Source organism: Pseudomonas sp. AK106, assembly GCF_053903055.1.
Window position 1 is genome coordinate 4,683,153 of sequence record NZ_CP096426.1, and the last position, 24,048, is coordinate 4,707,200.

14 protein-coding genes and 1 pseudogene are annotated in these 24,048 nt (G+C 57.7%); 6 read left to right on the forward strand and 9 right to left on the reverse strand.

Annotated elements, in window-relative coordinates:
• Nucleotides 1-296 precede the first annotated feature (296 nt).
• The gene (locus M1E04_RS20625; protein WP_065987546.1) at nucleotides 297-545 is read left to right on the forward strand and encodes a helix-turn-helix transcriptional regulator; all 249 of its coding nucleotides are present in this window, start codon (nucleotides 297-299) and stop codon (nucleotides 543-545) included.
• Nucleotides 546-704: 159 nt separating this feature from the next.
• The gene (locus M1E04_RS20630; protein ID WP_410930592.1) at nucleotides 705-1,829 is read left to right on the forward strand and encodes a methyltransferase; all 1,125 of its coding nucleotides are present in this window, start codon (nucleotides 705-707) and stop codon (nucleotides 1,827-1,829) included.
• A gap of 82 nt (nucleotides 1,830-1,911) precedes the next feature.
• Here the strand turns inward: M1E04_RS20630 and M1E04_RS20635 are convergent, their stop codons facing one another.
• The 8 genes from M1E04_RS20635 to M1E04_RS20670 form a co-directional block, all read right to left on the reverse strand.
• Nucleotides 1,912-2,112 carry a DUF2474 domain-containing protein gene (locus tag M1E04_RS20635; RefSeq protein WP_065987548.1) on the reverse strand — a complete coding sequence of 67 codons (201 nt, stop codon included), beginning with the start codon at nucleotides 2,110-2,112 and terminating at the stop codon, nucleotides 1,912-1,914.
• A gap of 57 nt (nucleotides 2,113-2,169) precedes the next feature.
• Complete coding sequence (gene cydB, locus M1E04_RS20640) at nucleotides 2,170-3,177, reverse strand: cytochrome d ubiquinol oxidase subunit II (RefSeq protein WP_065987549.1); 1,008 nt, start codon at nucleotides 3,175-3,177, stop codon at nucleotides 2,170-2,172.
• A 3-nt stretch (nucleotides 3,178-3,180) separates the two neighbouring features.
• On the reverse strand, nucleotides 3,181-4,620 hold the full coding sequence (locus M1E04_RS20645) for a cytochrome ubiquinol oxidase subunit I (RefSeq protein ID WP_065987550.1): 1,440 nt from the start codon (nucleotides 4,618-4,620) through the stop codon (nucleotides 3,181-3,183).
• Nucleotides 4,621-4,957: 337 nt separating this feature from the next.
• Nucleotides 4,958-5,893: an alpha/beta hydrolase gene (locus tag M1E04_RS20650; protein WP_456291958.1), complete on the reverse strand. Its 936-nt coding sequence runs from the start codon at nucleotides 5,891-5,893 to the stop codon at nucleotides 4,958-4,960.
• 39 nt (nucleotides 5,894-5,932) lie between these two features.
• A complete protein-coding gene (choX, locus tag M1E04_RS20655; protein WP_456291959.1) occupies nucleotides 5,933-6,874 on the reverse strand; it encodes a choline ABC transporter substrate-binding protein in 942 nt (313 codons plus the stop codon).
• A 253-nt stretch (nucleotides 6,875-7,127) separates the two neighbouring features.
• Nucleotides 7,128-9,347 (reverse strand): xanthine dehydrogenase family protein molybdopterin-binding subunit, encoded by a 2,220-nt coding sequence (locus M1E04_RS20660; RefSeq protein WP_456291960.1) that lies wholly within the window; start codon nucleotides 9,345-9,347, stop codon nucleotides 7,128-7,130.
• Nucleotides 9,347-10,333: an FAD binding domain-containing protein gene (locus M1E04_RS20665; protein WP_272632586.1), complete on the reverse strand. Its 987-nt coding sequence runs from the start codon at nucleotides 10,331-10,333 to the stop codon at nucleotides 9,347-9,349. The genes M1E04_RS20660 and M1E04_RS20665 overlap by 1 nt, the downstream gene beginning before the upstream one ends.
• On the reverse strand, nucleotides 10,330-10,854 hold the full coding sequence (locus M1E04_RS20670) for a (2Fe-2S)-binding protein (RefSeq protein WP_456291961.1): 525 nt from the start codon (nucleotides 10,852-10,854) through the stop codon (nucleotides 10,330-10,332). The genes M1E04_RS20665 and M1E04_RS20670 overlap by 4 nt, the downstream gene beginning before the upstream one ends.
• Before the next feature lie 246 nt (nucleotides 10,855-11,100).
• Here M1E04_RS20670 and M1E04_RS20675 point away from each other — a divergent pair, with 246 nt between their 5' ends.
• Both M1E04_RS20675 and M1E04_RS20680 read left to right on the forward strand, forming a co-directional pair.
• Nucleotides 11,101-15,885: a hypothetical protein gene (locus tag M1E04_RS20675; protein WP_456291962.1), complete on the forward strand. Its 4,785-nt coding sequence runs from the start codon at nucleotides 11,101-11,103 to the stop codon at nucleotides 15,883-15,885.
• Nucleotides 15,882-20,204: an RHS repeat-associated core domain-containing protein gene (locus M1E04_RS20680; RefSeq protein ID WP_456291963.1), complete on the forward strand. Its 4,323-nt coding sequence runs from the start codon at nucleotides 15,882-15,884 to the stop codon at nucleotides 20,202-20,204. The genes M1E04_RS20675 and M1E04_RS20680 overlap by 4 nt, the downstream gene beginning before the upstream one ends.
• A gap of 73 nt (nucleotides 20,205-20,277) precedes the next feature.
• On the opposite strand, the pseudogene M1E04_RS20685 reads toward M1E04_RS20680, so the two are convergent.
• Nucleotides 20,278-21,248 (reverse strand): annotated as a pseudogene (locus M1E04_RS20685) (IS481 family transposase).
• 300 nt (nucleotides 21,249-21,548) lie between these two features.
• On the opposite strand from M1E04_RS20685, the gene M1E04_RS20690 reads away from it, so the two are divergent.
• Together M1E04_RS20690 and trmA are read left to right on the forward strand one after the other, a co-directional pair.
• Nucleotides 21,549-22,841, forward strand: coding sequence for an NCS2 family permease (locus M1E04_RS20690; protein ID WP_456291964.1), 1,293 nt, complete (start codon nucleotides 21,549-21,551; stop codon nucleotides 22,839-22,841).
• On the forward strand, nucleotides 22,838-23,923 hold the full coding sequence (gene trmA, locus M1E04_RS20695) for a tRNA (uridine(54)-C5)-methyltransferase TrmA (protein WP_456291965.1): 1,086 nt from the start codon (nucleotides 22,838-22,840) through the stop codon (nucleotides 23,921-23,923). The genes M1E04_RS20690 and trmA overlap by 4 nt, the downstream gene beginning before the upstream one ends.
• Nucleotides 23,924-24,048 lie beyond the last annotated feature (125 nt).

Here is a 24,048-nt window from a genome sequence, read left to right on the forward strand (position 1 = left end):
GCAAAAAAGGGTGATCAGTGTCCCGCAAACCCGCCGCGATAAACACCGTCGGTTTGTAGTGATATCCGCAGCGGACTGAGCGATTTTTAGAGTATTTCGCTATCGGTGTAATCGCGAAGCGGCTCGCAACGGCGCATAACGCTGCCCTAACCTTTTGATTTTATGGCCGTTCAAAGATGCCGCTGGTAGCTCATCAGTCACCACTCCGGCTTGTTCCCCAGGCGCGACGCTTTTGAGGCCGTGATTGTTTCCTAGACTTCGATCAGGACGATCAAGACTGAGCATGGAGGCACGCGATGGACATCGGCAAGAGGGGGGACGGCTGCACGACGAGCGCGGAGACGCTCACCTACAAGGGCCTGACGATTAGGGAGGTAGAGGTATTGAAGTGGTGCGCTACGGGCAAAACGGCGGCAGAAGTCGCGTTGATCCTTGATGTCACAGCGCGCACCGTTAATTTTCACGTGGGCAAAGCCATTCAGAAGATCGGCGCCTGCAACAAGATGTCGGCAGTGGTTCAGGCAACGAAAGACGGGGTGATCTAGGCATAAGGCGACGCTGGGGCGAAGCCAGGACGAAAAGCCCGGTGCGTGTGGGCAAAAAACACGTAAAATCGCCGGCTTCGCGAACCTCGTGATGCCGGCACAGGTGCAACTCCCGCCAGCACGCCGATCACGCCATCAACGACTGGAAACGCTCCGCCCATGCCCCTGCTTACCACCCCGCTTGCCCAGCTCGATCTGATCCGCCAGCCGGAACAGTCGGATGAGCCCTTGCAGGCCTTCGATGCCGCTGACGAGTACCTGCTCAACCACGTCGCTGAACAGGGCGTAACGCTGCAAACACGGGTGCTGGTGCTCAACGACAGTTTCGGCGCGCTCGCAGCCAGTCTCGCGCCCCATGCCACAGTGGTCAGCAGCACGGATTCGTACCTCGGCGCCCAGGCTCTGGAAAAGAATCTGGTGCGCAACGGCCTGACCTATGACGCTGTGCCGGTGATCCCAGCCAGCGCGCCGTTGACCGGCCCCTTCGACTGGGTGCTGATTCGCGTGCCGAAGACACTCGCCTTGCTGGAAGAACAGCTGATTCGTTTGCAGGACCAACTGGCCCCGAACGCCAAAGTCGTCGCTGCCGGGATGATCAAGCACCTGCCCCGCTCGGCTGGCGAGCTGATGGAAGAGTACATCGGCCCCGTGCAAGCATCCCTCGCCGTGAAAAAAGCGCGGCTGCTGTTCTGCACCCCTGAAGTCAAAACCGTTCAGCCTTCGCCCTATCCCACCCGTTACACGCTGGACGAGCCGAAGATCGAACTGGTCAACCACGCCAACGTTTTTTGCCGTGACGGTCTGGACATCGGCACGCGGGCCTTCCTGCCGTACTTGCCCAAAGGCCTGGGCTCGGCGCGGGTCGCGGATCTGGGCTGCGGCAATGGCGTGCTCGCCATCGCCAGTGCCCTGGACAACCCTGACGCGCATTACACGCTGGTGGACGAGTCGTTCATGGCGGTGCAGTCGGCGCAGGAGAACTGGAGACTTGCCCTCGGCGAGCGGCCGGCGGTGATTCACGCAGGTGACGGGCTGGCGTCGCAGGAACCCGATTCGCTGGACGTCGTCCTGTGTAATCCGCCGTTTCACCAGCAACAAGTGGTCGGCGACTTCCTCGCCTGGCGAATGTTCCAGCAGGCGCGCTCGGCGCTGGTCACCGGCGGCGCGCTGTACATCGTCGGCAACCGGCATCTGGGCTATCACAGCAAACTGGCGCGACTGTTCCGGGGCGTGGAGCAAGTGGCGGCGACGCCGAAGTTCGTGATCCTCAAGGCGCGTAAATAGCTCACCGCGCTCGTCGTCCTGACTTCAGATGTGCAGCCAAAAAAAACCCGCCGAGGCGGGTTTTTTATCGAGCGGGAATAACTCAATGCGACTTCATGCCTGCCGCTGTCATGAACATGCGCAGCAGCATGGCGACCACGAACAGCGCCAGCACGCTGCCGGTCCAGATGATCAACAGCCAGCCGATGCGCTGCCACAGTGGCTTGCCTTGCGCTGGATCAACCTCGCGCTTGTGCTCGTTTTGATTCCGACCTTCGTACTGAACAGATTCTTTAACCGACATCGCTAAACCCTCCTCTCCCGCAGTCAGGCCCCGGCAATAACCCGGGGCCACTGGCTGCTAGTGATAGCCGTGTTCGTGGGTGACTTTGCCGCGGAATACGTAATAGCTCCAGAACGTGTAACCCAGGATCAGCGGAATGATGAACAGCGTACCGACCAGCATGAAACCCTGGCTCTGTGGCGGCGAGGCAGCGGCCCAGATGGACACGGTTGGCGGAATGATGTTCGGCCACAAGCTGATGCCCAGACCGCTGTAGCCAAGGAAGATCAGCACCAGCGTCAACAGGAACGGTGCGTAGTTGGCGTTGCGCGCCACCGCTTTGAACAGGCCGTACATCGTTACCATGACCAGCGCCGGCACCGGCATGAACCACAACAGGTTTGGCAGGCTGAACCAGCGATCGGCGATGGCCTGATGGGCCAGTGGCGTCCACAGGCTGACGATCGCCATGACCACCAGCGTGGCCAGGGCCAAAGGTCGTGCCAGATCGTGCATGGCTTTTTGCAACGCCCCTTCGGTCTTCATGATCAGCCAGGTGCAGCCGAGCAATGCGTAGGCCACGATCAGCGCCAGGCCGCAGAAGATCGAGAACGGCGTCAGCCAGTCCAGCCCGCCGCCGGCATAGGCTCGGTCGACCACGGGAATGCCGTCGATGTACGCGCCCAGTGCCACGCCCTGGAAGAATGTCGCCACCAGCGAACCGCCGATGAACGCCTTGTCCCACAGGTGCCGCTTGATATCAGTGGCCTTGAAGCGAAACTCGAAGGCCACGCCGCGAAAGATCAGCCCGAACAGCATGAAGATCAACGGCAGGTACAGCGCTTCGAGCACGACCGAGTAGGCCAGCGGGAAGGCGCCGAACAAGCCGGCCCCGCCGAGTACCAGCCAGGTTTCATTGCCGTCCCAGACCGGTGCGACGGTGTTCATCATCACGTCGCGGTCCGTCTTGTCCTTCATGAACGGGAACAGTATCCCGATGCCCAGATCGAAGCCGTCCATGATGACGTACATCATGACGCCGAAGATGATGATCACGGCCCAGATCAGTGGAAGATCGATACCCATGGCTCAGTTCCCCTCAGTCAGGCTGTCTTTACGGTGGTCCGTGCTGCTTTCATCAGCAGCAGAGAGAGGACGCGCCGGGGTGCGTTTCTGCCCTGGTCCGCCATGTGCCGGCGTGTCGCCTTCATGGGTTTTTGGCCCTTTGCGCACCAGACGCATCATGTAGCCGAAGCCTGTGCCGAACAGCAGGAAATACACCACCACGAACAGCACCAGAGTGATGCTCAACTGTTCAACGCTGTGTCTGGACACGGCATTCGCCGTGCGCATGATCCCGTAGACCACCCAGGGCTGACGCCCGATTTCGGTGGTAAACCAGCCCGCCAGCATCGCAATCAGACCGGCCGGCCCCATGCACATGACCAGCCGCAGGAACCAGCGATTGGTGTACAGCCCGCCGCGCCAGCGCAACCAGGCACTCCACAGACCGACCGCGATCATCAGCATGCCCAGCGCCACCATGACGCGGAACGACCAGAACACGATCAGCGCATTCGGACGGTCTTCCGGCGGGAAGGACTTCAGCGCCGGGATCTGCTTGTCCAGGCTGTGGGTCAGGATCAGGCTGCCCAGATACGGAATCTCGACCGCGTATTTGGTGCGCTCTTCTTTCATGTCCGGGATGCCGAACAGGATCAGCGGGGTCGGCTCGTCACCGACGTTCTCCCAGTGACCTTCGATCGCTGCGATCTTGGCCGGTTGATGCTCAAGGGTGTTCAGGCCGTGAGCGTCGCCCACCATGGCCTGAATTGGCGCAACGATCAGCGCCATCCACATGGCCATGGACAGCATCCTGCGAATCGCCGGATTGTCACGACCACGCAGCAGATGCCAGGCCGCCGATGCGCCGACGAAGAACGCCGTGGAGACGAAGGCGGCGATTGCCATGTGCATCAGGCGGTACGGGAACGACGGGTTGAAGATCACCGCGAACCAGTCCACCGGGATGATGCGGCCATCAATGATCTCGAAGCCCTGCGGGGTCTGCATCCAGCTGTTGGAGGCCAGAATCCAGAAGGTCGAAATCAGCGTGCCAACCGCGACCATGGACGTGGCGAAGAAGTGCAGGCCGCGACCGACACGGTTCCAGCCGAACAGCATGACGCCCAGGAAGCCCGCTTCGAGGAAGAACGCCGTGAGCACCTCGTAGGTCAGCAAGGGCCCGGTCACAGCACCGGCGAAATCGGAGAAGCGACTCCAGTTAGTGCCGAACTCGTAGGCCATGACCAACCCGGAAACCACACCCATGCCGAAGTTGACGGCAAAGATTTTCGACCAGAAGTGATAGAGGTCGCGATAAGTGTTGTCATGGGTTTTCAGCCACAAGCCTTCGAGCACCGCGAGGAAGCTCGCCAGACCAATGGTGATGGCAGGGAAAAGAATGTGAAATGAAACAGTGAACGCAAACTGGATTCGGGCGAGATCGAGCGCCTCTAAGCCGAACATAGGTCTTCCTCTATCAGGTGGAACTGGCTTCAGACTTGGGGCCTGCAGCGACTGCCCCCACGGTGTATTGAGTACGAGGTGTGGCCGTTGTTCTCGTGGTTTCGTACTCAGGTCGGCGACCGGGGAGATGCGTCAGGCGGCCAGTTCGACCAATACACGCCAAGGTATTGATCCAGGTCAGCTGACATGGAAAGAGTAGTCCCATTTCGGCACTTGCTCTGCGTGGTCTTTTGTCGCGTGGCGAGTTGACTCACCTTTCAGGGCAGTGCAGTTGACGGGAAGCAGAGCAGAGCGGCGAATCTGCAGCACGGCAGTTAAAACCTCCAGGTGCAAGGCCCTACAAAGGAACGCGAATAAAGCCCAACAGCGCGCAAACCAGCCGCTGATAAAGCGCGTCCACTTCCGGCACCTGGCCTTTGGCCCTGAGACTGCCGTGAAGCAGCCCGAGCCCGGGATCGAACTCGGTGCGCACACCCGCTTCGCGCAATGCACGCTCGTAGCAGACGCCGTCATCACGCAAGGGGTCGAACTGCGCGACAGCAATGAACGCAGGCGCCAGATCATTGAAATTTCCGGCGTCGAGTGGCCGGGCATAGGCCGATTGTTCGTCCGCCGTCATGTAGAGCTGCCGGTAATACGCCAGCTCAGCGGTAGAAAGAAGCGGCGCGTCGGCGCATTCATGGCGCGACGGCAGATCGTTGGCGCCGCCCAGTTCCGGGTAAATCAGCGCCTGCCCCACCGGCTGGCGCTCACCGGAATCGCGCAATGCCAGGCACACTGCAGCGGCAAGATTGCCGCCGGCGCTATCCCCGGCGATGGCGATACGGCGTGGGTCGATGTCCAGCCGCTGTGCGTGTATCTGCAAGGCGTGCCAGACCGCCAGACAGTCGCCGAACCCTGCGGGAAATGGATGTTCGGGCGCCAGCCGGTAATCCACGGCGATGACCACGGCATTGAGGTCGGCCGCCAGTGCCGCGGTCAGAAAGTCGTGGGAATCGAGATCGCCCACCACCCAGCCGCCGCCGTGGAGGTACATCACGCACGGCGCCGGGTGTTCGAGGGACAACCGCTGAGGCCGGTAACTGCGCACCGCCACGCCGCCGAGGGCGAAGTCCCTTACATCGAGCTGCCCCGGACGGGTGGGCGTGAACGCTTCACTCATCCGGGAATACGCGCGGCGCTGCTCGTTGATGTCCTCGGACGTGCTGCTGAAACTCAGGGTATGGGTCACGAACGCCGACATTTCGGGGGACAGCGGGTAAGACGTGGGCATTGGCTGCTCCAGCCCGAGCCCTTGGCCAGGCGTGCTTGGTTACTTGTTCACCGCCACTTGCACGGCGGACGCTGCGTCTTTGCCATCGAATGTTGTCACGCCATCCAGCCAGCGCTTCATGTCTTCAGGATGATCCTTGAGCCACTGGCGAGCAACGTCGGTTGGCGCCTTGCGGTCCATGATCGGCACCATCATCTGGCTTTCCTGAGCGGCCGTGAACTTCAGGTTGCTCATCAGCTTGCTGACGTTCGGGCAGCGCGATGCGTAATCCGGCGCCGTGACCACGGAAACGGTCGCAGCGCCTTCACCCGGCCCGAACACATCTTCGCTGCCGGTCAGGTAGGCGATCTTCATGTTGATGTTCATCGGGTGCGGGGTCCAGCCAACGAATACCACCCATTCATTACGCTTGATCGCACGCTGCACCGCCGCGAGCATGCCTGCCTCCCCGGACTCGACCAACTGGAAACCGCCGAGCCCGAACTGGTTCTTCTCGATCATGCTCTTGATGTTGGCGTTGGCGCCGGTGCCGGGCTCGATGCCGTAGATCTTGCCACCCAGTTTGTCCTTGAATTTGGCGATATCGCCGAATGTTTTTAATCCGCCTGTCGCCACGTAATCCGGCACCGCCAGGGTTGCCTGGGCATCACTCATGCTCGGCACGTCGAGGACTTTGACCTGATTGGCGGCCACAAACGGCGCGATGTTCTTGTCCATCGCCGGCTTCCAGTAACCCATGAATACGTCGAGCCGATCGTCACGCAAACCGCCGAAGACGATTTGCTGAGCGGCGCTGGTCTGTTTGACCTCGTAGCCCATGTTCTGAAGCAGCACTTCGGCAACAGCGCTGGTGGCGACGACGTCCGTCCAGTTGACCACACCCATGCGCACGTTTTGGCATTTGGCGGCTTCTGCAGCCATCAGGGCGTTGCTGCTCAGCATCAACACAGCGCAACTGATATGACGAATAAATGAGTTCATGGGTGCTCCTCGGGTCGGCTCGTTATTTTATTCAGCTCTTTTCGGCAGTTTTTCAAGGCTTGAAGACCCACGGCAATTCGGTGGCTGCCGCGTTGGTGCAAGGTACGCAGCAGGCCTGAGCAACAAGCGCACCAGCGCGACCTGTGCTTGCACTGGGGCGACATTGAATGAGGGGGATTCGAGGGCACAGCAGAGAAAATGATCGTTCCCACGCAGAGCGTGAGAACGATCAGGGCACAAGATACGGCGTTGGTTACAGCACTTTATCCAGCGTAATCGGGAATTCCCGGACCCGCTTGCCCGTGGCGTGGTAGATGGCATTGGCAATGGCCGAGGCCACGCCGACGATGCCGATCTCGCCCACACCCTTGGAGCCCAGGTCATTGACGATGCTGTCGTTCTCTTCCACGAACAGCACGTCGATCTCGCCGATGTCCGCGTTCACTGGAATGTGATACTCGGCCAGGCTGTGGTTCATGAAGCGCCCGAGGGTGTGGTCGGTCTGGCTTTCTTCCTGCAACGCCTGACCGATACCCCAGACCACGCCGCCGAGAATCTGGCTGCGCGCGGTTTTCGGATTGACCACACGGCCCGCCGCAACGGCGTCGACCACCCGATTGACGCGGACAGTGCCCAGGTCTTCGTCCACCAGCACTTCGACGAATACCGCCGAGTGCGTTGCCGTCGAATAGCCTTCGCGCTTGTCGTCAGGCTTGGCGTCGATCTGCACTTCAAGCGTCTCGTGGGACGACTCGCGGACGATGTCGGCGTAAGCAAAACGCTCATCGTCGATGAGCAAGTAACCGTCGCCACAGACAACATCGGCCATGTCCACCACCGCGTGTTGCGGATGCGCCATGCGCACGGCGTCGAGCAACTTGGCGCGCAAGGCACGACAGGCCTGCTGCACCGCCGTGCCCACGGACGACACCGTGAACGAGCCACCCTGCAATGGCGACGTCGGCAGCGACGAATCACCCAGTACGAAGGTGACGTCCTCAGGCTTCACGCCAGCGGCCTCAGCGGCGATCTGGGTCATGACCGTGTAAGTGCCAGTGCCGATGTCGGTGGTGGCGCTGCTTACGGTGATCTTGCCGCTGCTGTCGATACTGGCCTTGGCGCTGGCGGGCATCTGCATGGCTTCCCATACACCGCCGGCCATGCCCCAACCCACCAGTTGCCGGCCCTGACGCATGCTGCGCGGCTCGGGGTTGCGCTTGCTCCAGCCGAAACGCTCGGCGCCTTGTTCGTAACACGCCAGCAGTTCTTTACTGGAATACGGCTTGCCTTCGTTGCCGTTGCTGTCGGCAAAGTTGACCACTCGCAGCTGCACCGGGTCGATACCGGCCGCAATGGCCAGCTCGTCCATCGCACATTCCAGCGCGACCATGCCGGAAGCGGCGCCCGGTGCACGCATGTCCAGCGGCGTGTAAACGTCCAGCGGCGCGAGCTTGTAGCTTAATGCCACGTTGTCGCACTGATAGAGCATGCCGCTCCATTCAACGACGTGCTCGGCAAAGTCTTCAAAGCGCGAGGTCTGACCGATGGCGTCGTGGGCCACCGCCATCAGCTTGCCGTCTTTCGACGCCCCGAGCCGCATGTGCTGCAAGGTTTGCGGACGATAGCCGAAGGTAAACATCTGCTGGCGGGTCAGGGTCAGACGCACCGAACGCTGGAGCTTCAATGCCGCCATGACGGCCAGCGGCAACTGGTATTGCGGACGCAGACCGGAACCGAAGGCGCCACCGACAAAAGCGGCGAGAATGCGGATCTTCTCTTTCTCCAGACCGAACACACTGTGCAGGTAGTCCTGGCAGTTCTGCGTGCCTTGGGTTTTATCGTGGATCTCCAGGCTGCCGTCAGCCTTGAAGAACACCGTGGAGGCGTGCGGCTCCATCGGGTTGTGGTGTTCGTTGGGCGTGCTGTAGTGGCTGTCGACCGTGACCGCCGCCTGGGCGAATGCGCCCGAAAAATCCCCACGCGGTTTCGGCGTTTCGGCCGGCGCGGTGTGGGCGTCACTCTGACCCACACTGAGGTCGGTCTGGTGCGGCTTGGTTTCGTACTCGATGCGCACGAGGGAGCCGGCATGCCGAGCCAGTTCAAGGGTGTCTGCCACCACCAGCGCCAGAGGCTGGCCGCTGTAAAGCACGTGGTCGTTGTAGAACGGGCGGAACGGCGACCCTTCGGCGGCGTCGGCGTCCTGATAGTCCTCGTCATAGCTGGCGATGTGCGGGCGATTGGTGTGATCGATAACCGCGATCACGCCAGGAACCGCCAGCGCTTGCGAAGCATCGATACGCACGACGCGACCCAAGGCGATAGTGCTGGAGACCACGCTGGCATGCAGCAAGCCTGCCTCCGGGTACTCGCCGGCGTAGCGGGCCTGGCCGGTGACTTTCAGGCGTCCATCGACGCGGTCCATCGGTTGGCCCAGCGCGGAGGCCGTTCCCGGGGTGGGTGTATTGGCGTTCATTAAACAGTTCCTCCCAAGGTGGCATCGCTCAAGGCGCGAACGATCGCGCGGCGGGCCAGCTTGATCTTGAAAGCGTTGTGCGCCAGCGGCTGAGCGTCGCGCAGCATCGCGTCGGCGGCGGCAACAAAGTTTTCCCGCGAGACCGGCTGACCTTTGAGCGACTGCTCGACGGCCGTGTCGCGCCAAGGTTTGTGCGCCACGCCACCCAGGGCGATGCGCACGTCACGGATGACATCGCCATCAAGCTCGACAGCAGCGGCCACTGAGATCAGGGCAAAGGCGTAAGAGGCGCGGTCACGGATTTTCAGGTAGTGGCTGTGCTGCTGAAAACGTGGCGCTGGCAGCTCGACAGCGGTGATCAGTTCATCGTCGGCGAGCTGGTTGTCGCGCTGCGGCGCATCTCCCGGCAAGCGATGGAAGTCAGCGAACTCGATCACCCGTGCACCGGCGCGCCCCTGGACGTGGACGCGGGCTTCGAGCGCAGCCAGGGCCACGCACATATCCGAGGGGTGAGTCGCGACGCAGGCATCGCTGGCGCCCAGGATCGCGTGGATGCGGTTCAGGCCCTCTTTCGCCGGGCAACCCGTGCCAGGCTCGCGCTTGTTGCACGGCACGGTTGAGTCGTAGAAGTAGTAGCAGCGGGTGCGCTGCAACAGGTTGCCACCGGTGCTCGCCATGTTGCGCAACTGCGGCGAGGCGCCCGCCAGAATGGCTTGGGACAGCAGCGGATAATCGCGCTCGATCAGCGGATGCCAGGCCAGGTCGGCGTTACTCACCAGCGCGCCGATCATCAGGCCGCCACTGTCGGTTGCGCGGACGTCTTTGAGCGGCAGCCCGGTGATGTCGATCAGGTGCTCGGGGCGGGCGACGTTTTCTTTCATCAAATCCAGCAGGTTCGTACCGCCTGCGATGAACCGGCTGGCAGGACCTGCAAGATTGACCGCCTGAGCGATGTCGGAAGGCTTGCTGTAGCTGAAGGGATTCATTGGCCGCGCCCTCCCTGACCCGGTGCGGCATTCATCGATGGCAAGACTTCCACCACCGCCGCGCGGATGTTGCTGTAGGCGCCGCAACGGCACAGGTTGCCGCTCATCAGTTCTTTCACTTCGTCGTCGGTGCTGGCGCGGCCTTCGTTGGCCAGGCCGACTGCCGAGCAGATCTGCCCGGGCGTGCAGTAGCCGCACTGGAAGGCGTCATGTTTGATGAACGCTTGCTGCATCGGGTGCAGCGTGTCGCCTTCGGCAAGCCCTTCGATCGTGGTCAGCTCGGCGCCGTCACACATGATCGCCAGGGTCAGGCACGCATTGATGCGTTTGCCATCGCGCAGCACGGTGCATGCACCGCATTGGCCGTGGTCACAGCCCTTTTTGGTGCCGACCAGATCGAGCTGCTCGCGCAGCAGATCCAGCAGCGTGGTCCAGGGCTGCACGTCCACTTGTCGGGTCTGGCCGTTCAACGTCAGGGCGATGGAATGCCCTGCGATGGCCGGTTGATTGATTGCACTCATGGGAAGCCTCACGGTAGGTACTCGATCAGCGCAGTGATCTGCGTCTTAAGGGGTACGACTTGTGCGGTTTCGGAAACGTTCAGGGTTTGTGATGAGCATGCTGATGGACCGACGCCTCAAGCCGTTATTTCGGTTCGCGATAACAGCAATGAAGACTCGGCCTAGCGGGTGCGATGGACGGTGATGCGGTGAATATAGGCGTAACTAATCTTGACTCATGCATTTGAACGAACATGGAGCCAAGTGATGAGCCAAGAAGATAAAACCCAAGACTTGCTAGGGCTGGCGATAAAAGAACCCATCTTTGGAACCACTCCGAGCCTCAATCCCGAAAAATTTATCCATGATGGAAAAGCCTGGTTAAACGACGGCTATATCGAAGAAGCCGATCGGGATCTTCGCCTCAATGAAGCTATCTATCTTCATCTGGTCGAAAAAACGACCGGAAAATCCATGAGGGTGCATTGGTGGTACCCCACGGCGCCTGAAGCGACGCTGCGAGACATCTGGCCACGATACCTTGCCTATAACACTTGGATGAATGGTGACCAGATTCAGGCTGGTGAGCATGATCCGTCATATTTGAAATATCCAGTCCGGCTCTCGGGCACAGAGGTAAGCGGATGGCAATATGAGTCCCTCCCGACCAGCAATCGGCTATGGCACGAGGGTGAAGACAACAGACTGTATACAACCCTTCCCAACAAGAGCAACTGGATCAAGTATCTGACGCTGAACAAGATCGATTTGGGTTCGGGTTCACAACTGGCGATCGTCGTCCGGGATCAAAGCTCTGGAACGGTGTATGAAACGCATTCTTTTACGCCAGAACCGAACCGCCTGAGTGCGGCGCAATGGCAAGAAGATCTTTGTAAACTAATCATCAAAAAATCAGCCCGTATCAAAGCCGGCGACTGGAACGCAAGATCAGTGCTGGAGTTTGCTCCCGGTGGTGACAACACCGCGCTATGGATCCCTCGGAACTCAGAATTGGAATTGGTGCTGACCTCAAGCGGCACTGTTGTGACACCGAGCATATCAACGCCAGTAGAACAATGTGAAAGTGCCGCCCCCCCATGTGTGCTCAGCCTAACGGCAAGCTTGGTCAAAGTGCCGGATACCGGCCTGCCTGACATGACCGGTTATGAACCCGATGAGTTAGGCGTTCCGGAAAACTCGTGGCTTAGTCCGTCTTATCTACTGGCCGATCGCGACCTTGAAGTTGGCGAGATGCTTCATGCCTGGCTTATTCGGCTAGAAGATGGCGAACCTCTGGAGCACGTCACATTCACTTCCGACGAGAGCAACTGCCTGGGAACACAATGGCCGGAAGCGTTCGCTAAATACATCAACGAGCATGCGAAGCAAATCAGGGCCGGAGGCTGGAATGACGAGGGCGACTTCACGAGCCTGAGTCGCAGTGAGTCGCCGGAAAAATTTGTGAGCCTGGATATTGTCGGTAAATCCGAACTGAATCGGCTGTGGCACTACAGCCGAAACAACCGCGCGTTCTCTACCGCTGCCTGTCGCAACAACTGGGTGCAGACACTCACGCTGAGCAACATCACGCTTAACGCCGATACCACATTGTGGGTGCAGGTGCGCGACATCACATCGCAATACCTGTACGAGACGCATATTTTCTCCCCTGGCCCCAAATCACTCGCGCCTGCGCAGTGGACAACAGAACTGTGCTCTCAGATCAACCGCGACGGCTTGATGCTGCGCGCTGGCGTGATGCAGGCGGACGGGCAAATCAAGGCGGAAGATAAACAAAACAGTTTGTGGATCCCACAGTGTTCGGATCTGGCCGTTACCCTGACGCCGGTGACCTGGTGGACACAGCAGACTGTGACGGCGGAAAACGATCTGGCCGAAGGTGAATCGATCTACACCTTTGTCTGGGATGATTACTCCAACGCCGAACTCATCAAGCCCCATTGCTTCACGCCCGCTACTGAGAGCGAACGTAAAAAGGAGAATTGGGTGGGGGCTTGGGCCAAATCGCTGACTGCCTCAGCGCTGAGCCAATATGTTTCGATGGGGACCAAGAGTCAGCGGCTGGGTGAGATTGCTAAGGGAGAGCTGACTGCTTCGATTTGGGAGGTGGGGGCTTCGTTGCGGGTGTTTACGACTGAGCCTTCAGCGCGGAACTGGACAGAGACATCTGTCGGGCTCAATGCCCCCACCAAAAACATGCGAGGTTCATTGGAGCTTCGACTGATACATAACCACACACAACGCGAAGTATATTCTTTCGTCGCAAGGCCAAGCACACCTAAAACGTTGAACGAGACTGAAGCGCAGCTTACGGAATTGACAGAGATTTTAGCTGCTCAATCAAAGATTGAAGAAAAAAATTATATTCGTACATCTGCGAAGTCTTTCCTAAACAAAAGCGCAGCCGAAAAAGCTGAGGGGCGCAAAGCCTTTATTAGCATGCCATCATCATCAGAACTTGGTATTAGCTTAATATATGGAAGCCAAATTCCGGAACAAGAACATAAAGTCAATGAAATAATAAACGAACTCGAAAAAATAGTGATCGATGAGTATGAATACTTCTCAGGTGACGAACTGCAAGCTCTTCCCGCATGGCGTGAGATTATCAAAAAAATACACGACAACCATCTGGATACTTTCCTGAAGATAGATATAAATTCATTGCTAGTGTCAGCTGACATTCAAGGATCTCTTGTTGATACCCCCCTCCACGCGCAACTCTACATATCAGATATATTTAAAAAATTTCTATTGGCACAACAGATGGGATTCGACCCCCAGCATAATTTAGCACTCATGTTTGATTCGATACAGACATTCACCTCTTTGGTTAAGTGGGCTCAGACATTCAATATACATCTTCCCGATGATACAGATGATACAGATGATACAGATGATACAGATGAAACAGATGAAGATTTCGCCTATCACAACCCAATCAGCCTCTCCAACATCTACGACTCGCCCCCTAAAAATCCAGTCGTGGATACACACGGTGAAGACGTCAAAAACGGCGACTTCAGCACCCAGTGGGCACAGGAAGTATTCAACGCGCTTAAACGATCAGAGCAGCCTAGACTACTTATTATGAACAACTACTCTTCTCCCAAATTACGACGGGCTTGGTATGTGGCCGTTGATGAGCGCATTGTCAAATCAACGAATACCCCACTATTAACATCTTCTCATTCGCTATCGATTAACACCGGAAACTATGCTTCAAACCACCTATTGATAATTCAGCTAACACCAGCAGCAAGGGCAAGAGGAATCAGGATTTTGAGCATCGACGTACAAAGTACCGGATGGCAGGTTGCGTCTCTCTACGTACCGGACTCGCCCAATAATGCGCCAATTATAATTGGGCATTGCGGAGTGACTAATGAACGGGGCATCTGGCAACGAAAAACTGCTATTTCTCTAGACCATTTCATTCCCGATGAAGGCAAAACTCCAGTTCCCCCCCTCTGCGAAGACTACGGCAACACCTTCCGTTCCGAAGTTTTCGACGTCAGCGGTCTAAACAGCACCGGTGTTGACCCGCGAACCGGCTTGTTCAACGCCCATTACCCTCTCGCCAGGCTGACTGGACTTGACGGTAAAGGCCCGACCTGTGACCTGACACTGCATTACTCACCACTGCGCGCCAATGAATCCGGGCTGGGCGACGGCTGGGCGTTCAATTTCTCATGGTACGACAGCCGTCCCCGCCTACTCACATTGAGCAATGGCCAGACAATTCAGTTTTCTGAAGCAGAACTGGCATTATTAAAAAAAGGGGAATCGGTAAGCCAGCTTGGCTACTCGATCACAGCGACTGCAGCGACTTCCAGTAGCGAGTTGGAGTCGATCGAGATTCTGATGCCATCGGGGAGCAAAGAGACCCTTGCCAAAGCGTCAGGAAATTCAAGCGAGCATAACGAAGCGTTTGTCAAAACCGTGATTGAAAAACTCAAAGAGGCGCAGCGAAAAATCCCGGAATTCATCGCCTCTACGCATCCGCTCAAAAACGAAACCTGGTATCAAAATGCAATTTTAATATTCATCGGCTGTTTTCCGGGTATGCGAGAGCAGGCCCTCAAAACTGAGATCGAAAAGCAGCGCGCTGTTGCAAACTGGGAAGCATACTGGGAGAAGAGACGTCCAGAACTTCTCAATAGAGTCAAGTCCGAAATTGATTATTGGTCCCGGCCTGAGCTTCAATATGTGCCTTCCAAGATAACGTCTGATTTTGGAGGAGCATTAAAACTCAACTGGAAGCGTGAAGGCGGGCAATACTTGCTCGAAACGGTAAAGACTACGGATGAAGCTTTGCTTTTTTCCGCAACCTACACCCCAGCTACAGCGCCAACTGAAACAGCAGGCATTCAGTCCACAGCTACATTTACGATCTGGCCAGACACCTCTGACGCCTATGTTGTGACATTGCATATGAACAACTATCTGCTTAAAACAATTGCCCGATCAAACACTGTAAATATTCCGGCGCAGATCGTCGAATATGGGTATAGCGCTGATCCGACTCTCGACCGTGTACTTACCAGCATTCTCGAATCTGACGGTTCACTGGAAAAAGTTTTCTATGAGGCGGGTGGCATGCGATTCCCAACGATCGATGGTGCCGAGAAATTCCCGCTGCCGCGGGTCACTACCCATATTGTCTCTCCGGGCGTCAATGCAACGCCTCTGCGCACGGACTGGGGTTACTCGGATAACAATTACCTCGGCCGCGGCGACAATAAGGCCGATGCCTACATATATCCGCACTTGGCAATACTCTGGGGACAACAGTATTTGTACTGGACCTCTGAAACAGCCTACCAAGGAAGCTGCATCAAACGAACCTGGAACGCGTTGCATTTGCAGGTGAAAGAAGAAGAGACTTCCCCAGAAGGCGCTTCTAAAACGACGTCTTGGCAATACAGTTTTGTTAATAACAGGAATGAACCCAGCTTTGGGTTGCCTGCAAGCATTACCACTGATTACCAGGAGGCCTCCCAGGTCACTCCTGTGGAGAGCCAATCATGAGCGCATCGTCCGCAACCGCCACTCAATCGTTCACGTATGCCGCTGACGGTCGGCTGAACACGGGTGACGCCGCTGATCAGGCAAAATCAATCTGGGCGTACTATCCGGAGAAGGGCGGCAACAGCCCGGACTTGCTAGGATTATTGGACAAGAAGTGGAAAGCGGAGAATTGGGGAAAGACATCAACCACAGGTTCTCTGCGCCTCTGCGCCCCGGCGATTTCTGCCAGCATGAAAAGACAGGTGATGGCTGAGTTTCAGTATCAGACATTTGGCGAGCGTCGCAATGAAGAGATTCAGCCATTGAGCCTTATCCTTTATGGCTACGTCCCATCTGGGGGAAACTCCGGCACATTGAAAGTGGACACGGTGGTGGTGCTCAAAGGCGTGACGGTGACCAACCTCAACGAGGTTATTAAGGCCCCCGACACAGCCTGGACATTGGGTCTGGCCAAGGGCCGGGATTTTGCTGAAGTCCACTGCCAGACCACGGCAGAAACCAGCACTGACACTCAGACGAAGACCATCGTCACCGAGCGGCGCTACTGGAGTACCGAGAAACTCCAGCTCGTTACCACCCAGACGGCGACTCCCACTGTCAAAGCTGGCGTCACGAATGTCGTAATGCAGTCACGTACCAGCGACGCCGAGAAAGACGACATTTGGCTGTCGAGTGAATTGCGCTCTCTCTATAGCGGTCGGATTTTGCGCCAGACCCGCAGCAAAAAACAGACGCGCTTTGAATACGATGCCTTGGGGCGCGTCACACGAGAAACCACCTGGCCAAACAACAGCGCGCAGAACGACCTGGACAAACGCACAGACAAGGCATTCGTCGATCTCGAAATGGGCTATGAGGATCAGCTGGGCGGCAGCTGTGTGACAGTCATCGACCGTGCGCAACAAGGTGGCAAATACCGGCGCGCCTATTTCGATGGGCTGCAGCAGCTGGTGCGCACCGAGCAGCAAAGGATGGCGGGAAACGATCTTTCCGCGGGCAACTTCTGCCCGATCCAAAATGACCGTTTGACGCTGGACTACCTGCCTGGCGGGTTGCAGCGCCAGATCGACCTGGCAACAGAGCCGAAGCAGTTGCGCGACTGGTTCTGGACGGGTTCAAAAGAGTCGGATGAGAAACCCACCACCGGCGTTGTATCGCATTCGCTCATTGACACCACCGTGGGTGACGCAAGCGGTCCGCGCTTGATCCGCAAGCACGCGCAGAAAAACTTGAAAAATGGCACCGTGGTGCAGACCGAGTCGGCGCAACTGCCCGGTCAAGCTGCCGCTTCGCAGCCTGCAAACTTCAGCAGTGAAATGACGTTCGATACGCTTGGGCGAGTGATCGAGCTCAACAACACTGCCGCCGGGGCAACTCAGAACTTCAAAGTGGCCTACGACGATCTGGATCGGCCGATTATGTGGACAGCGCCGGACGGCACTACGGTCCAGCGCAGTTATGGCGGCATGGGCACCGTTGCAACGCGACTGAGTGTGACCGGGCCGGGTAAGGACGATAAGGAAATCGTGATCGGAAAACAGACCCTCGAAGCCCAGACGCGGGTCGCGAGCCGCGAGGTAGGCAAAAGGGCTTACGCTTTCACCTACAAAAACGGCGAAATTTCCAACGTGGAAATGCCCGACAAGACGCAGCTGTTCAGTGAACGATCCACGGATGGAAACACATTGAGCTGGAAGGCAACGACTACTTCCGCTTCGACTTCGACTAATACGACATTGGCCACCTTTACTTACGATCCACTGAAGGTAGCTGTTACGGCTGCGCTTCAAGAAACCGGCTCGGGTGGGACGTCAACCAGTACACTCACGTCAACCGAATCCAAGTGGATGATCGGCGAGCAACGCCAGGTGAGCAGTGAGCAGGTCCTTAACTCGACTTTTTACCACTCTCTGCTTGGCGCCGAATACATCAGTCAGTTTCCCAGCGAGAGCCAGGTCATTGTTTGGCGCGACCGTCTCGATCGACGTACCCGTGTGCGACGTGATCATCTCGATTACTACTACCTGTACGACGCCTTTGGCCAGTGCGAGCGGGTGACCGTGCGGGACCTGCAAACTGGCCACCTGTTGTCCGTAGAACATGAATTCGACGGCTTCGGGCAGGAAACCTGTCGCCGCTATTGGGTCAATGGCAAGGAGGTTGAACGTTATGAACAGCAGTGGACGCCCAGCGGGCAACTGTCGGGGAAAGTGGTCACTCGTGAAGGCAAAGTCTGTTTGAAAGAAACCTTTGCCTACGATACGCGCGACCGGCTGGAGTCATGGGTAGTCGATGAGGCCAACACCGAAGGCCCAGTGGACGTTACAAGTAAGTCCATTCGTAGCCAGAAATACGGATATGACGTCATTAATAATCTTGTTAGTTACAAGACTGTTTATGGCGACAAGAGCGAGCGGGAACAGCAGTACAGCTACAGCAACGACAACCCGACTCAACGGATCAAAGTCGTTTCCATCGATACCCCGCCGCCAAACGAAAAAGGCGTGACCGGCGCCCCTACCCGCACTGAAGCGGCGCTGACTTACGATGCCAACGGCAGCCTCATTCAGGACGATCAGGGTAGAAAGCTCAGCTACACCGCCACCGGTTGCTTGGCGTCGGTCACTGGCAAGGACGGGAAGTTGATCACCCGTTATGAATACGACGAAGAAAACAGGCTCAGCCTGCAGTGGGATGAACAAGCGCAGCAAAACCGCGCTCTGATTTATAGCGGTGATGCCTTGTGCGGTGAGATCTGGCGCAATAAGGACGGAGTAGAAATCAAACGCCTTCGCTTCGACGAAGAGGCCGGGCTGGCCGTGCAACAGTTCACGCCATCGGGCCAGCAGACCGTTTTCACATTCAGTGACCCCCAGAACGGCATCGCCAGTGAGTACCAACCCGATGCAGTAACAGGGCTGCGCCGATTCAGCGTCTGTTATACGCCGTGGGGTGAGTCCGACGAGGCGGCGCAACAAGCCTTGATCAGCGGCCTGGGTTACAACGGCGCACGCCGCGACGCGCTGACCGGCAACTATCACCTGGGCAATGGATACCGAACCTACAACCCCGCCCTGCGCGCGTTCCAGAAACCGGACAGCGCGAGTCCTTTCGGCTACGGCGGGTTGAACGATTACGCCTATTGCAGCGGAGATCCGGTCAATCTGTACGACCCTGACGGCCATGTAATGATCAGCCGCTGGGGCCAGGAACAGATGATCAGGACACTGGATCAATTCATCACGACCTGGACGCCCGCCAAGGACCCGGTGTCTGCCGATGAACGAGATGAGTCGATGGTATCGACGATTATCTGGGTCGGAGTCGGCATTCTCACAGCAATGGCTGCAGTGCTTTTAGCAATTCCCACCGGCGGACTCTCGCTCATAGCTGCAGGCTTTATTTTAGGGGCAACCCTTGTGAGCAGCGCACTTTCCATCGCAAGTGTGGCTTTGCAGCGTAGTGATCCCGAGCTTTCAGCGAAGCTGGATTGGGGCGCGTTCGTGATTGATATGACGACGTTGATACTGCCGGTCAAAGCGGCTCTGAGTGCCGGGGCGCGGCTTCTTCGCTGGGGGGGCAGCAAGGTTGGAAGGATCGCAACTCGGGCTCAATCTGTGATCCGCAGCGCAGTGGCAACTTGGCAGAAAAGCATTTCTGCCAAGACTGCATCAGGTCAAAAAATGACGGGGGGTATGACGCCCCCCAAAAAACGAAAAGCTAAATACACACTTTACGTAGACGCCACCATGTCCAATCGTAACAACGCCGGTACTCATGGACACTTTGGAGTGAAGGATCAAAACTTTGCACTTGATCCAAACGTTCAAACAAGATTTTCCGCCCAAAGATTCAAGGCAACCCCTAAGCAGCTAACCTTACGTAACGGACAACTTGACAGCGGGAGTCCCTACGGGAGGAATCGAGCCAGGCTAGATGCTGCAAACAGCAATTCACGTCTTCCCGATGACAAGCTCAATCCTTTTGAACCCCAGAGACATGCAAAGAAGGGCATTCTGAGCGACTTGGCACTGGACTCATCCGGCGGCAAATCTGGAGAGATTACAAATTTAAGTGTCTCATTGAAGGAGACTATTGTTACACCGGCCAGACGACTCTCAGACCCCAACGAATCGGTGCTGCATATCATAGATAAAATAGATAAACAGGTGGCACTCAACGACATTTGGGGAAAAATACCCGACGAGGCAAAAGACTCCTACCAATTGGTCGCAGGTTTTTTCCGTGAAGATCCATATGAATTTGATACAACTGAAATCACGGCACCGACAAATCCTGGGTTGAATTTTATCGCCTGATAGGGGCTTTTCGTCCGCCTGTATAGACCGGATACATCGTCTACGCATGTGCGGAGACATCGTTTAAACATCATCAGTCATAGTCCGGCTGATTGATGTTGATGGTTCGCAGTAGGGGGTGGCAGAAATAGATTTTGAACAGCTCCTCGCTCTCTGGGGACTGGCCCGATATCGACTCATGGGTGGGCTTCAAGGCCTAGCGCTTCATGAGGCCGTTGGTGGTTGTATATCTCACGCCACCGGTCGAAGGCAGCTTGGGCGTCGGCAAGTGTGCGGAAGTGGCGTCCGCTGAGTACTTCGGCTTTGAGTGAACGATGAAAACGTTCCAGTTTGCCGTTAGTTTGCGAGTGGCGAGGACGGCTGAAGCTGACCCGAATGCCCAAGCGGACCAGCCAGATGCTTAGTTCTGAGAGCTCTCCGGGATTTCGCGGCGAGCCCCAAGGAGCTCCATTGTCCAGATTGAGCCGTGCAGGCAGGCCAAACTGGCGGAATATGCCGGTTTATCTTTGCTGGACCGTGCCCTTTTATTGATTGGCACAGGCCTCGATCGCCAAGTTGAAACGAGAGTGATCATCCAGCAAGGGCAGTGGATGGCAGCGACCCTGCTGAATCGCAAAATGTCCTTTGAAATCCATCTGCCAGAGATCGTTGGGCGCCTCGTGTGCGAAGCGTCTACCTGACGCCTGCAGCAAATTCTCCGATGGCAAAATCAGTCCGTGGCGGTGCAAAACGTTGGTGACCGTGCTGGGAGCAATGCGCTTACCCAGCACGCTACTGATCTTGCGTCCGCCCCATGCAGGTTGGTCCCTGCGAAGTTTTACAACCTCCGCCTCCAAATCAGCCTGGGTCAATTTTGGGTTGGAACGCGGGCGCCGGGACTGCGCCTGCAACCCCATCCAGCTCAAAGCGTTTGAGCCACTTGTATGCTGTAGGAGCGCTGATACCGAAGCGTCGGCACAGCTCCCTCTTATTGCTGCCAGGTTACAAAGCCAGTGCAATGAACTCAGTTTTCAGGCTCATGGCGTCTCTCGTATTCCAAGGCATGATGGCTTTCCGACGAAGTGGATACGCCAGAAAGTGTTAACCATGTCCCCGTACACGTGTAAACGATGTGTCCGGTCCGTACAGTCCGCCATAAACTCCCCGAATGTTATTACCCGACGGGGGGCCTCTCATCATGCACAGCTGTCCGGCGTCAGGAGCGACGGACCGCAGCCAACCTCCCAAGACTGCTGGTATGATGCGCGGCTTTTTGCGACCCACAGCGAAGCATGGCCCGATCTGTGCTTTGCTGTTTCAGTCGATTTCGTTAATGGGCGCGAGTGCGTCACCGGGGAGCCTTAAATGCTGGAGCGGTTGTTTCAACTCAGGGCACATAACACCAATGTGCGCACCGAAATTCTGGCCGGGGTCACCACCTTCCTGGCCATGGCCTACATCCTGTTCGTAAACCCGAGCATTCTTGGCGAGACCGGCATGGACAAGGGCGCGATCTTTGTCGCTACCTGCCTGGCGGCGGCCATCGGCTCCACCGTCATGGGGCTGATCGCCAACTACCCGATCGCACTGGCGCCGGGCATGGGCCTGAACGCCTTCTTCACCTACACCGTCGTGCTGCACATGGGCCACACCTGGCAAGTGGCGCTGGGCGCGGTGTTCATTTCGGCAGTGATGTTTTTCCTGCTGTCGATCTTCCGCATCCGCGAATGGATCATCAATAGCATCCCGCTGCCGCTGCGCTCGGCCATTGCCGCCGGTATCGGCCTGTTCCTGGCGCTGATTGCGCTGCACAACGCCGGAATCGTGGTGACTAACCCGGCCACCATGGTCGGCCTGGGCGATCTGGCCAAACCGGCACCGATTCTTGCGGCTCTAGGGTTCGCGCTGATCGTGGCCCTAGAAGCTTTGAAAGTGCGCGGCGCCGTGCTGATCGGCATTCTGGCCGTCACCATCATCTCTATTGTGATGGGCTTCTCGCCGTTTGGCGGCGTGGTGTCGATGCCGCCTTCGCTGGCGCCGACCTTCCTGCAGCTGGACATTCCCGGCGCACTGAACATCGGTCTGGTCAGCGTGATTTTTTCCTTTCTGTTCGTCGACCTGTTCGACAACTCCGGCACCCTGATCGGCGTCGCCAAGCGCGCGGGCCTGATGGGCAAGGACGGCCACATGCCGAAGATGGGCCGTGCGCTGATCGCCGACAGCACCGCGGCCATGGCCGGGTCTCTGCTGGGCACCTCGACCACCACCAGTTACATCGAATCGGCTGCGGGCGTGAGTGCTGGTGGGCGGACCGGTCTGACGGCTATCGTGGTTGCGGTATTGTTCCTGCTGGCGCTGTTTTTCGCGCCGCTGGCTAGCAGCGTTCCAGCATTCGCCACCGCCCCTGCCCTGCTGTTCGTGGCTGTGTTAATGACCTCGGGCCTTGCTGAAATCAACTGGGACGACATCACTGAAGCAGCACCTGTGGTGATCACCGCACTGGCCATGCCATTCACGTATTCGATCGCCAACGGCATCGCCTTTGGCTTCATTTCCTGGACCGTGATCAAGCTGTTGTCGGGCCGGGGCCGCGAGCTGAATTCGGCGCTGGTGGTGCTGTCGATTCTGTTCGTGATCAAGCTGGGCTTTTATCCATGAGTTCTACGTTCGACCCTGCAAACTACGCCGCTCAGCTCGATGAGAAGGCCACGCGCCTGCGCGAGCTACTGGCGCCTTTCGAGGCGCCCGAGCCTCAGGTCTTCGATTCGCCGCGCGAGCACTACCGCCTGCGCGCCGAGTTCCGCCTGTGGCGCGACGACGGCAAGCGTCACTATGCGATGTTCGCGCCGGGCGACAAGCACACGCCGATCCTGATCAACGACTTCCCCATCGCCAGCCAGCAGATCAACACGCTGATGCCGGTGCTACGGGATCGCTGGGAGGCCAGCAAGACCCTCAATCACAAGCTGTTTCAGGTGGACTTTCTGACCACGCTGGCCGGTGACGGCATGATCACCCTGTGCTATCACCGCCCGCTGGACGAGGCCTGGCAAGTCGAGGCCGAGCAATTGGCGGCTGATCTGAAGGTCAGTGTGATTGGCCGCTCGAAAGGGCAGCGACTGGTGATTGGCCGTGATTACGTAACCGAGCAGCTGGACGTCGCTGGCCGGACTTTCAGTTATCGCCAGCCGGAGGGCGCATTCACCCAGCCGAACGGCACGGTGAACCAGAAAATGCTGAGCTGGGCGTATGACGCGCTGGGCGACCGCGACGATGATTTGCTGGAGCTGTATTGCGGCAATGGCAACTTCACGCTGCCGTTGGCGACCCGCGTGCGCAAGGTGCTGGCGACCGAGATCAGCAAGACGTCGGTCAACGCGGCGCTGAGTAACCTGGCGGACAACGCTGTGGATAACGTGTCGCTGGTGCGACTGTCGGCTGAGGAGCTGACAGAAGCCCTGAATGAGGTGCGCCCGTTCCGTCGTCTGGCCGGTGTCGACCTGAAAAGCTACGACTTCGGCAGCGTGTTCGTCGACCCGCCCCGCGCCGGCATGGACCCGGACACCTGCGAGCTGACGCGACGTTTTGAGCGCATCCTGTACATCTCGTGCAACCCGGAAACCCTGGCCGCCAACATCGCACAACTGCACGACACCCACCGGGTCGAGCGGTGCGCGCTGTTTGATCAGTTTCCGTATACCCATCACATGGAGTCGGGGGTTTTGCTGGTTCGCCGCTGACAGCGCGATTCCGTCGTTCCCGGCTGAAGCCGGTCCTACTATCATCAGTAGGACCGGCTTCAGCCGGGAACAGGCCTTCTGATCTCCATGCGCCCGCAGCATATCCCGCACCATCCATCATTAAA